Genomic DNA, 10963 nt, shown 5'->3' on the forward strand with positions numbered 1-10963 from the left:
CCCAACACCCGCAAACGCGCTCCCATCGTCCCAAGGCGCGCTTTCAAATTCAAATCTGCACCGTCGCTCCGGTGTCGCCGAGGCCCGCCCACGTGAGCCCATTGAATGCGGGCACTTCCTTGGCCATCTGGTTGAACAAACCTTCGATGCTCTTGAAACCACTCTGGCCGGCGACGTTGAAAACCAGTTCGTGCAGCGTCTCCCACTCCGCGCGGGCGTCGCCGGGCGGCTGGATGGCCTGCATGAACTTCTGCACGCGGCCCTTCGTATTCGTGAACGACCCGCGTTTCTCAACGTGCGCCGCGCCGGGCAACAGGTAGTGCGCCAGCTTCGTTGTCTGGTTCGGCAGAATGTCGCTCACGATGAGCGTCTCCAGCTTCGCGAGCAGTTCCGCCGTGATGGGATGTTCCTCCACGACTTCGCTCGTCGTTTCCATCTCGCTCAATTGCTCGGAGGCAATGCTGCGCTTGAGCACATCCTCACCGAACACGATCAAGGTCTTGATGCTGCCCTGCTCGATGCCGCTGGCGATCTTCGCCAGATTGATGCCAGTTTCGGTGAAGCAGATGCCGTTGAGCCGGGCGCCGTTAACATTTGGGTTCTTGTCTGCGTTGACAAGCAGGTTGTCGCCTTCGCCGATGCGCGGGATGGAATCCGTGATCGCCCCGCACTTCGTCGCGAGCTTCTTGAGCAGGAACAACTCCTCGTTCGTCTGTCGCGCGGACGCGATGATGGCCACGGAACCTTTCGGTGCCGCCGCGAGCTTGTCGGAGATTTCCTTGAGCGCCGTGGCCCAATTCGATTTCTGGCCGCGAACGACCACTTCCTTCAAGCGGTCCGGGCGGTTGATCCACTTGTAATTCAAGCGGCCGGCATCACACATCCACGTCGAGTTGACGGCGTCGTTTTCGCGCGGCTCGTAGCGATAGACTTTGTCCTCGCGCGAACCAACGGTGACGTTGCAGCCCGTCGCGCAGCTCGTGCAAACGCTCTTGGTCTCCTTCAGGAACCACACGCGCATCTGGAAGCGGAAATCCTTCGACGTCAGCGCGCCCACGGGACAGATGTCCACGGTGTTGAGCGTGTAATTGTTGTCGAACGGCTTGCCGGGGAAGGTCGAGATCGTGTTGTAGCTGCCGCGATTGACGATGCCGAGCGCGTCGTCGCCCGCCACGTCGCGCGTGAAGCGGATGCAACGCGTGCAGAGGATGCAGCGTTCCGCATCGAGCACGATGCGCGGCCCGAGATCAATGCGCTTGGGCTTGTGGACCTTCGCCTCGACAAAGCGGCTCGCCGACTGGCCGTAGTCCACCGAGTATTCCTGCAACTTGCATTCGCCTGCCTGGTCGCAGATCGGGCAGTCGAGCGGATGATTGATGAGCAGCGATTCGAGGACGCCTTCGCGCATCTGTTTCACGCTCGGCGTGCTGCAATAGATTTCCATGCCCGGCGAAACCGGCGTGGCGCAGGCAATGGCCGGACGCGGCGACTTCGCGATCTTCGGCGTGCCGTCGGGATTTAGGATGGGCTTGCGATCCGGGCCCATGGCGGGCGTGCCGAACTCGACGAGGCACATGCGGCAGTTGCCCGCGATGGGCAGCTTGGGATGGTAGCAATAGTGCGGCACCATCGTGCTCGCGGCGAAGCAGGCCTGAATCATGTTCGTCGGCACCAGCCTGCCCGTGTGATCAGGGGAAAGCTTCGGCACCGTGACGGCCTTGCCATCCACCTTGACGGTCAACGTCTCGACCGGCTGCGGCGTGGGCTTGGTTTCAGTTGTGGGTGCTGTGGACATCTTATTTAACCGCGGAGGCGCAGAGACGCGGAGAAATCAGGGAAACGATTTACCATGCGCTTCAGGCCATCTTTCAATCTAGCCACGTTAAAATTAACCAGCAGGCCAAGCGGCATACCAGAAAGCTTGAGATACGTGAGCAACTGAGCTTCGTGAACGGGCAACAACTGCTCAACTGCTTTCAATTCCATGACCAGCCGATTCTCTATGACGAGGTCGAGCCGATAACCGCAATCCAAATTCACACCCTTGTAATGAACCGGCAGCGGCTTCTGTCGCTCAAACTGCAAACCTGCCAACGAAAGTTCGTGGCAAAGGCATTCCTCGTAAGCTGACTCAAGCAAACCGGGTCCAACTGCTTGATGGATTTCAATGCACGCACCAATGACCTTGTCGGTCAGGTCATCAAAACTCCGCGCCTCCGCGTCTCCGCGGTGAATCTCCAGCGTCCGGCTCATGCCTTGACCTCCTTCGCGCGCTTTTCCTCGTCGGCTTTGCCTTTGGCGACGAAATCGTCTTTGAACTTCGCCACGAAACTTTGCACCGGCCACGAGCAGGCCTCGCCGAACGCGCAAATCGTCCGGCCGCCGGGAATGTTGTCGGCGATCTTCACCAGATAATCGGCGTCGCCCGCGCGACCGCCGCCGTGCGTGAGACGATGCAGTGTCTTGCTCATCCAGAGCGAACCTTCGCGGCAGGGCGTGCATTGGCCGCAGCTCTCGTGCGCGTAGAACTCGCTGAGATTCGCGAGCGCCTCGACGATGTCCGTCGAGTCGTCGATGACGATGATGGCACTGGAACCGGACATCGTGCCGGCCTGCGCGAGCGAATCGAAATCGTAGGGCAGATCGAGCACGCCGACTTCCTGCTCGACGTCTTTGCCGTCCACCTTGCGCTTGAGCTTAAATTTTTCGCCGGCCTTCAGCACCTTTGACGAGGAGCCGCCGGGGATGATGGCCTTGAGCTGACGACCATCGCGCAAACCGCCGCCGAATGCCGGATCGTTGATGAGTTCTCCGAGCGTGGCCTTGCCGACTTCGATCTCGTAGTAACCGGGCTTCTTCACCTGGCCGCTCAGGCTGACGATGCGCGTGCCGGTGTTGTTTGGCGTGCCGAGCTTCGCGTATTCCGCGCCGCCCATCGCGACGATGTGCTTCACGTGGCAAAGCGTCTCGACGTTGTTGACGATGGTCGGGCACATGTAGAGCCCAAGCACGGCGGGAAAATACGGCGGCTTGATGCGCGGATAGGGACGTTTGCCTTCGAGCGATTCGATGAGGCCGGTTTCCTCGCCACAGATGTAAGCGCCCGCACCGCGATGCACGTGGATCTCCAGATCGTAACCGGAACCGCAGATGTTCTTGCCGAGAAAACCCTTCGCCTTCGCCTCGGCGATGGCCTTGTTAAGGATGCGCGCGCCTTCGGGCATTTCGCCGCGGATGTAGATGTAGGCGAGCTTCACGTCGTTGGCGTAGCAGGAGATCGCCATGCCTTCGATGAGCTGATGCGGATCCTTGTGGATGATCTGCCGGTCCTTAAACGTGCCGGGCTCGGATTCGTCGGCGTTGCAGATGAGATAAATCGGCTTGCCGCTGCGGCGATCCACGAAACTCCACTTCAGGCCGGCGCTGAAACCGGCACCGCCACGACCGCGCAAGCCCGAAAGCTTCACGTCATCGCGGATCTGCTCGGGACCGGACTGCTTTTTGCCATCAGCCAAATCCTTCGGTTGAATCGCAAGCGCCTTTTTCAGCACCTCGTAGCCGCCGTGCTTCAAATAGCATTCGATGTCCGGCGTATAACCGGGCTGGTCGATGTTTTTGAGGATGAGGCGGTGTTCCTGTGGCATATCAGCGGCTTGACTCCCCGAAGACTGTGACTAGGCTTACGGCCCCATTGCTTGCCCGATGGTGTAACGGTAGCACAAGTGACTCTGAATCACTTTGTCTAGGTTCAAATCCTAGTCGGGCAGCCAGCTTCAACGCGCGGAATCCGGAAGTGCTCATCGGCAACCTCCCAAAATTTCGCCGGCTTTTTGTTCCGAAACGTTCTCGTGCAGCTTTTCGTTGCACATCAGCACCGGCGCGGAACCGCACGCGGCGAGGCATTCGACAAATTCCACCGTGATCTGACCGTCCTTCGTCGTCTGCGCCCCGTGCGCGTGCGGATCGAGGCCGAGCTTGGTGCAGAAACCGGCGTGCAACTTGTAGGAACCGGCGAGCGCGCAGCTCAACGTGCGGCAGACCTTCAAGTGCCATTTGCCGACGGGCCGATGCTTGAACATCGGATAAAACGTCACCACTTCGAACACGTTGATCGGCTGGAGTTCGAGCTTCTTGGCCACCCATTCCGTTGCTTCCTGCGAGATGAAGCCGTAGCGCTCCTGGATCGCGTGCAACAACATCAGCGTCGCGCTGCGCTTCTTCGGGTAATGCGAGATGAGTTCGTCGAACGCCGCGTCCATGTCCGCCGGGACTTTGAAGTCCGGCTGCGCGATCAGCGGGTTCGGGACGGCCTCAAATGGTTGGATGTCGTTCATCGGTCGCATTCTCCCATGACGAAATCCAACGAACCCAGGATGGACACGGTGTCGCTCATCAAATGGCCGGGCAGCAAATACGGCAGGACGCTCAGGTTCACGAACGAGGGGGCGCGGATCTTCAGACGATACGGCGTGCCGCCGCCGCGGCTGTTGATGTAGAAGCCGAGTTCGCCCTTCGGATTTTCGTGGCCGAAATAAACTTCGCCGACCGGCGCGTTCACGCCCGTGGTGACGATCATGAACTGGTGGATCAACTCCTCCATGCTCGACAGCACCTTGCCCTTCGGCGGCAACGTGATCTTGCCGTCTTGAATGCTGACGGGCTCCTTGGACTTGTTGTCTGCGCCGCCGGGCAGCTTGTCGAGGCACTGATGAACAAGCTTCACGCTCTGGCGCATCTCTTCCATGCGGACCAGATAGCGATCGTAACAATCACCCACCGAGCCAAGCGGCACGTCGAAATCAAGGTCCTTGTAAATCAGGTAGGGCTGCTTCTTGCGCAGGTCATGATCCACGCCGCTGGCGCGGAGGTTGGGACCGGACAGGCCGTAATCAATCGCCACGTCCTTCGGGATGACGCCGACATCACGCGTGCGGTCCACCCAGATCTTGTTACGCGTGAGCAGCGTCTCGACTTCGGCGATGTTCACCACCACTTCGCGGAGGAACTGGCGGCATTGCTCCACCCAGCCGGGCGGCAAATCACGCGACACGCCACCGATCCGTGTGTAGCTTGTCGTGAGTCGTGCGCCGGTGAGCGCTTCCTGCAGGTTGTAAATCTTTTCGCGCTCGGTGAAGGTGAGCAGGAAAACGGTCATGGCCCCCACATCCATCGCAAAACAGCCGATGCCGAGCAGGTGCGACGAGATGCGCGAGAGTTCGCAACAGATGGTGCGGATGTATTGGCAACGCGGCGGGAGCTTGTCCTGAATGCCGAACAGTTTTTCGACCGCGAGCGCGTAGGCGACGTTGTTCGCCATCGGCGCGAGGTAATCCAGCCGGTCCGTGTAGGGCACGAACTGGTTCCACGTCATGTTCTCCGCGATTTTCTCGTCGCCGCGGTGCAGATAGCCGACGTCCGGCGTGGCCTTGGTGATGGTCTCGCCATCGAGTTCGAGGATGATGCGCAGCACGCCGTGCGTGGACGGGTGCGACGGCCCCATGTTGAGGACCATCTTCTCGCCCTGCAAATCCGGCAGCTCTTCCGCCGCGCGACTCGCGCGCGCCGCAGCTTCGCCGAACTGAATGTCACGAACTTCTGCCATTGATCTAAATCATTTCGGCCATGTTGTTGGCCCGATTACCAAGCCTGCCTGTTACCCTTCCGGAATCCGAATGCGCGGTTCGCGCGCTGCGGAATCTTTACCACCCGACACCGTCACAAACGGCCCGCCTTCCATCGGCGTTGTTTTGCTAAACGCCACTTCCGGCAACTCCGTCGGCTTGCCCGCCAACGGGAAATCTTTCCGCAACGGGTGATACGGATAGCCCTCCCACATGAGGATGCGGCGCAAATCAGGATGTCCGCTGAAGCGGACGCCCATCATGTCGTAAACCTCGCGCTCATGCCAATCCGCCGTGCGCCAAACATTCGAAACCGTCGGTAACTCACCCTTTTCCTCGCTGACGCTGGTCTTGAGGCGCAGGTAGGCGTTGTGACCGAGACTGAACAACTCGTAAGCCAGCGTCCATCGCGGGTCTTCGCCGTAATTGTCCACCCCGCTGGCATCCACCAAATAGTCGAAGCCCAACTCCGCCTTGCAGAACGCCGCCACCTCGGCGATGCGCCGGGCATCCGCCACCGTCACGGTCCATTCGCCGCGAAACTCCGCTGGTTCGGAGATCAAATCGCCGAACTTGGCTTTGAGTTGTTGCGCGAGTTCCAGGCTGTTGGCCATGAGCTTTGGGTTTGTTTGGTGCCAGTTATGACAACTTAACTGGCCTTTTTCCAAACGGAGATAACGGGTTCGCGGCTGACTTTCTCCTGAAGCTTCAGAAGAGCATCCAGCAACGCCTCGGGTCGTGGAGGACATCCGGCGACGTAAAAATCTACGGGAACAATGTTGTCAACTCCCTGCAAAACAGCGTAACTGCGATACATGCCGCCGCTCGAAGCGCAGGCACCCATCGCAATGACCCACTTGGGCGCGGCCATCTGGTCGTAGATGCGTTTGACCGACAGGGCCATTTTGTAGGTCACCGTGCCGGAGACGATCATCACGTCCGACTGGCGCGGCGAAAAGCGCATCACCTCGGCGCCGAAGCGGGAAATATCGAAGCGACTTGCGCCGGAGGCCATGAGTTCGATGGCGCAGCAAGCCAGGCCCATGGGCATGGGCCAGATGGAGTTTTTGCGAAACCAGTTGATGGCAGAATCGAGCCGGGTATGGACGACTTCCCCTTCAACCTTGGTGTTGTAGCCGAGTTCGGCGTTCTGGGTCATACGGCACCGCCACCGTTGCGGCGGTTCTTGAACCTATTCGGCGGAGGTTTACCCCGCAAGTTGAATCCCGTCCGGGCGATTTCAATTTGCCGGGTGAATGAAATCGGTAAGCAAAAATTCTGACTGGACAGTCCCGATGTAACGCATATCCTACAAATGCTTCCCGGCTAAAAGTTCCCGCGACTGATGCGGCCTTTTATGAGGGATATTTTTTCGGAAATGGCCGGTTGGGACGTTCGCTTTTGATTTGTCAACGGTTTCAACCCAACCAACCGCAAAACGGCCAATCACCTCCGGTGGTTGGCCGTTTTCTTGTCTCGGGATGACTACGCGACGGCGTTGGACGCGCCGGCGCCGGCTTCAATGAAACCCCGTCATGCCACCGCCCGCGCCGCGTCAAGACAGCTTGGCAACGACCGATTCGATGAGTTGCAACCCCTGCTCGGCTTCGCTTTGGGTGAGGTTCAGGGCCGGCAACAGGCGCACGACTTGCGGACCCGCCGGCACGGTGAGCACGCCGGCTTCGTGCAGGCGATTGACGAATTGCAACGACGCCACGGCCTCATTCGCCGCGAAGGCACGAATTTCCTGTTTGGGGCGCAGCTCGAGGCCGGCCATCAATCCCAATCCACGCGGAGCCAGGACCACCTGTGGATATTTGGCCGCCAGTTGGGTGATGCCAGTCCGGAAGAACTCGCCGAGCTTGCGCGCATTCTCCGCCAGACCGTCGCGCTCAATGATTTCAAACACCTTCAGGGCCACCGCGCAGCCGAGCAAATTGCCGCCGTAAGTGGTGCCGTGCGAGCCGGCCGAGAGGAGATTGGCATACGGCTCGCGAATCCAGAATGCACCGATCGGAAAACCGTTGCCCAAGGACTTCGCCATCGAAATGCCGTCCGGCAGAAATTTTTCTCCGCCCGGAACCCCTTCGAGAATCCGCTGAAAGCTCTGGAACCGGCCCGTGCGGAAATGGCCGCATTGGACGCCGTCCATCAGCAACAGGAGCTTTTTCTCATCGCACAACGCCCGCAGGCCAAGCAGAAATTCCGCCGTGGCGGGCGTCACGCCACCTTCGCCCTGCACGCCCTCGATCAATACCGCCACGGTCGCCGGTGAAATCGCGTTCCGCACCGCCGACAGGTCGTTGAACGGCACATGCCGGAAACCCGGCACCATGGGCTCAAAGCCCTTCTTCACCTTGTCCTGTCCCGTCGCCGCAATGCCCGCGAGCGTCCGGCCATGAAAGGAGTTGACCGCGGTGATGATTTCAAAACGGCCTTCGTCATGTCCAAACTTGCGCGCCAGCTTGTAGAGTCCTTCGTTGGCCTCGGCGCCGGAGTTGCAGAAGAACACCTTCCCGGGCGCGAGCTGCCGCACGATTTGCTGGGCGAGACGCCCCTGCGGCTCGTGGTAGTAGAGATTCGAAATGTGGACGAGCCGGCGGGCCTGGGCGGCGAGTGCGTCCGCCACTTCCGGGTTGGCGTGGCCGAGCGCCGTGACCGCGATGCCGCCGCCGAGGTCGAGGTAACGCTTGCCGTTCACATCCCACAGCCAGCTGCCCTGCCCGTGGCTCAATGCCAGATCGAAGCGCCCGTAGCTGGGCACGACGTATTGCTGGAAAAGCTGTTGGATGGCCACCTGCTGGTTGCGCACGATGGCCGGCGATTCAGGAACGATCTCTTTCATTGCGACGGCGCCTGACAAAATAGCAAACCCGCACGCGACGCAATGGGAATCTGCATGCGGGTGCCAGGCGCCGGCCGCGGAGTGGAATCGCTGGCGCGTCAAAGGCGCATCACGGCTGGCGGGGCGGTTCGGGATGGGCGAGGAGATAGCCGGCCAGCGGGCAGTCCTTCATACCTCGGATGCCCGCCACGACACATTGCGCGTTCAGCACGGCGCCATCCCAACCGGTGTGCGTGTGTTCCTGCGGGAAGAACGGCTTCACGGCCGCCTCGCCCAGGGCGTCGTAACGGTCGGCCACCAGATTGTTCAAATCCAGGAAGTCCGCGCCGCCCGCGGCCGCCGCTTCGCGGGCCCACAAGCCGTAAGTTTCATTGGCGCGCCGGACCTTGCCGTTGGTCCAGTCGTTCCGCGGAATCGGCGAGCAGATGATCGGCGTGGCGCCCTGCGCCTTGGTGTCGGCGATGTATTGGCGCAGATACCAGCCGTAAGTGTGCACCGTTTCCACGGCGCCGGTCAGGTGATTCGTGACGGAAACCGTTTCCTCGCCATTGCCGTTGATTGACTTGCGGGCGCGACTGTCGCCGTAGGCGCCGCCGCCGTCATTGTGCCCGAACTGCATGAGCACGAAGTCACCCGGTTTAATTTGCCGCCGCACCGCTTCCCAAAGCTTCGTCGTCCGGAAGGAACGGCTGCTGGTGCCGCCCAACGCCTGGTTTTCGACGTTGATTTTGCTCCGATCGAAGCAGGCACCAATAGGATTGCCCCAGCCCCACAAACCGCCATCGCCCTTGTCCCAGCCGTTCTTCACCGTGGAATCGCCAATGATCCACAGCGTCGGCAGCGCCGGGTTGAAGCCGGCATGCACCGGTCCGACCCGCGGCACCACCGCGGCGTGATTCTCCTTCGCGTCCACGGCAGGTTCAACCACCGCTCGTCCGGCGGCGGAGAGAAGCGGCTTCACGGGATCGCCGGGCAACGCGGCCAGCCCCTGCACCACGAACCGCGCGTGCAAATCGGCTCCGACCGCGTTGAAGTGCGTGTGGTCGCGCTGATACAGACGCTTCACGGCTGCCTCGCCCATTGCATCGAAATGATCCGCCACCCGTTTGGTCAGGTCCACAAACGGCACGCCGGCCGTGCGGGCCGTTTCGGCCGCCCAAAGGCCGTAGTTTCCTGAGCCGCGTTCCACGCGACCGTCGCGCCAGATGTTGCGCACGGTCAGCGAGAGCACGATGGGCCGCGCCCCCTTGGCCTTCACGTCCGCGATCATCTTGCGCAGATACCAGCCGTAGGTGTGCACCACCTCGTGCAGCTTCGTCTGGAGATTGTCGATTTCCTGGGTTTCCTCGCCGATGCCGCGCAATGAACCCCGGGCGCGCAACGTGTCATTGATGGCCCCCGCATCGTTGTGGCCAAATTGAATCAACACGATGTCGTTGGTCTTCACGTCAGCGAGCAACTGGTTCCACAATCCCTCGGTGATAAACGTGCGGCTGCTGCGCCCGCCGCGGGCGCGGTTGACCATGTTGACCTTTTTCGGATCGAAATAATTCGCGAACGGCACGGCCCAGCCTTGCTGCGACTCACCGGCACCCCGCGCGGCCGTGGAATCGCCGGCCACAAAAATCGTCGGCAGTTGCGGGTTGATTCGCGGCCGGGATGAAGGCGGATTACTGGCCAGGTCAGGGGCCGGCGTCACTTCAGGCGCGGCGGCGCGGGCCGGCCCGTTGCTGAACCAAAGGGCCGCAAGCAAAACCAGGCCGGTGCGATAACTTCGGGATGCCTTCATGATGAGATGGGTTGGCCGACTGCCGGATTTGACGGTGCCACTTTTCTTCGCGTTCAACCAGCGCGTTTGCCGTGACCGACAAAGCCATTGCCTGACCCACCGCTTCCACTACACTCGCGCCCACAGTTCCAAGCCCATGAATCCCTTCGATCTTGGCGGTCAAACCGCGCTCATCACCGGTGGTGGCACGGGCCTTGGCCTGGGCATGGCGCGCTGTCTCGCCGCCGCGGGTGCCAAGGTTGTGCTGGTGGGCCGGCGCCAGGAGGAGCTTGAACGCGCCTGCCGCGAAATCGGCCGCCAAGCCTTCGCCCTGGTGGGCGATGTGACCCAGTTGGAAACCGCCCCCGCACTGGTCGATCAAGCCGAAACGCTGGCGGGACCGCTGACCATTCTCATCAACAACGCCGGCATTCACCTGAAAAAACTCGCCGCCGAAACCAGCGACGCCGAGTTCGCCCGCGTGCTGCAAACCCATGTGGTGGGGGCCTTCGCGCTGACGCGGGAGGCGGGCCGGCGCATGATAGCGCGACGCACCGGTTCTGTTTTGTTCACGGCTTCGATGGCGTCACTGATGGGCATCCCGCAAGTGACGGCCTACGCCGCCGCCAAATCGGCCTATCTCGGTTTGGTGCGGACGCTCGCGGTGGAATGGGGCCCGCACGGCGTGCGTGTGAACGCCATCGCACCGGGCTGGATCAGTTCCGGCAT

General features: G+C 61.0%; 10 protein-coding genes and 1 tRNA gene. 2 read left to right on the plus strand and 9 right to left on the minus strand.

Annotation, left to right across the window (positions count from 1 at the left end):
- Positions 1 to 49: 49 nt before the first annotated feature.
- The 3 genes from VFV96_08790 to nuoF are packed head-to-tail and all read right to left on the minus strand — an operon-like array spanning position 50 to position 3644.
- Positions 50 to 1795, minus strand: a complete 1746-nt coding sequence (locus tag VFV96_08790) for a molybdopterin-dependent oxidoreductase (protein ID HEU5070495.1) — start codon at positions 1793 to 1795, stop codon at positions 50 to 52.
- 5 nt (positions 1796 to 1800) lie between these two features.
- On the minus strand, positions 1801 to 2253 hold the full coding sequence (locus VFV96_08795) for a GxxExxY protein (GenBank protein HEU5070496.1): 453 nt from the start codon (positions 2251 to 2253) through the stop codon (positions 1801 to 1803).
- The gene (gene nuoF / locus VFV96_08800; protein ID HEU5070497.1) at positions 2250 to 3644 is read right to left on the minus strand and encodes an NADH-quinone oxidoreductase subunit NuoF; all 1395 of its coding nucleotides are present in this window, start codon (positions 3642 to 3644) and stop codon (positions 2250 to 2252) included. The genes VFV96_08795 and nuoF overlap by 4 nt, the downstream gene beginning before the upstream one ends.
- A 52-nt stretch (positions 3645 to 3696) precedes the next feature.
- On the opposite strand from nuoF, the gene VFV96_08805 reads away from it, so the two are divergent.
- Positions 3697 to 3770 (plus strand) — tRNA-Gln (locus tag VFV96_08805).
- A gap of 27 nt (positions 3771 to 3797) precedes the next feature.
- Here the strand turns inward: VFV96_08805 and VFV96_08810 are convergent.
- From VFV96_08810 to VFV96_08835, 6 genes are all read right to left on the minus strand, one after another.
- Positions 3798 to 4334 (minus strand): NAD(P)H-dependent oxidoreductase subunit E, encoded by a 537-nt coding sequence (locus VFV96_08810; GenBank protein ID HEU5070498.1) that lies wholly within the window; start codon positions 4332 to 4334, stop codon positions 3798 to 3800.
- A complete protein-coding gene (gene nuoD, locus VFV96_08815) occupies positions 4331 to 5602 on the minus strand; it encodes an NADH dehydrogenase (quinone) subunit D (GenBank protein HEU5070499.1) in 1272 nt (423 codons plus the stop codon). The genes VFV96_08810 and nuoD overlap by 4 nt, the downstream gene beginning before the upstream one ends.
- Positions 5603 to 5653: 51 nt before the next feature.
- Positions 5654 to 6235, minus strand: a complete 582-nt coding sequence (locus VFV96_08820) for an NADH-quinone oxidoreductase subunit C (protein HEU5070500.1) — start codon at positions 6233 to 6235, stop codon at positions 5654 to 5656.
- A gap of 35 nt (positions 6236 to 6270) precedes the next feature.
- A complete protein-coding gene (nuoB, locus tag VFV96_08825) occupies positions 6271 to 6780 on the minus strand; it encodes an NADH-quinone oxidoreductase subunit NuoB (protein ID HEU5070501.1) in 510 nt (169 codons plus the stop codon).
- 396 nt (positions 6781 to 7176) lie between these two features.
- Entirely contained in the window at positions 7177 to 8466 is a 1290-nt protein-coding gene (locus tag VFV96_08830) for an aspartate aminotransferase family protein (GenBank protein HEU5070502.1), read from the minus strand.
- A gap of 109 nt (positions 8467 to 8575) precedes the next feature.
- Positions 8576 to 10255, minus strand: a complete 1680-nt coding sequence (locus tag VFV96_08835; protein ID HEU5070503.1) for a rhamnogalacturonan acetylesterase — start codon at positions 10253 to 10255, stop codon at positions 8576 to 8578.
- A gap of 136 nt (positions 10256 to 10391) precedes the next feature.
- Here VFV96_08835 and VFV96_08840 point away from each other — a divergent pair.
- Positions 10392 to 10963, plus strand: a 572-nt coding sequence (locus tag VFV96_08840; protein HEU5070504.1) for an SDR family oxidoreductase, incomplete at its 3' end; no start/stop codon positions are given.

This window comes from Verrucomicrobiia bacterium, assembly GCA_035765895.1.
Lineage (GTDB): Bacteria > Verrucomicrobiota > Verrucomicrobiia > Limisphaerales > DSYF01 > DSYF01.

Coding starts and splice junctions, on each gene's coding strand:
- nuoD (HEU5070499.1), bottom strand. CDS start 5,602: ATGGCAGAAGTTCGTGACATTCAGTTCGGCGAAGCTGCGGCGCGCGCG.
- nuoB (HEU5070501.1), bottom strand. CDS start 6,780: ATGACCCAGAACGCCGAACTCGGCTACAACACCAAGGTTGAAGGGGAA.
- VFV96_08820 (HEU5070500.1), bottom strand. CDS start 6,235: ATGGCCAACAGCCTGGAACTCGCGCAACAACTCAAAGCCAAGTTCGGC.
- VFV96_08790 (HEU5070495.1), bottom strand. CDS start 1,795: ATGTCCACAGCACCCACAACTGAAACCAAGCCCACGCCGCAGCCGGTC.
- nuoF (HEU5070497.1), bottom strand. CDS start 3,644: ATGCCACAGGAACACCGCCTCATCCTCAAAAACATCGACCAGCCCGGT.
- VFV96_08835 (HEU5070503.1), bottom strand. CDS start 10,255: ATGAAGGCATCCCGAAGTTATCGCACCGGCCTGGTTTTGCTTGCGGCC.
- VFV96_08830 (HEU5070502.1), bottom strand. CDS start 8,466: ATGAAAGAGATCGTTCCTGAATCGCCGGCCATCGTGCGCAACCAGCAG.
- VFV96_08810 (HEU5070498.1), bottom strand. CDS start 4,334: ATGAACGACATCCAACCATTTGAGGCCGTCCCGAACCCGCTGATCGCG.
- VFV96_08795 (HEU5070496.1), bottom strand. CDS start 2,253: ATGAGCCGGACGCTGGAGATTCACCGCGGAGACGCGGAGGCGCGGAGT.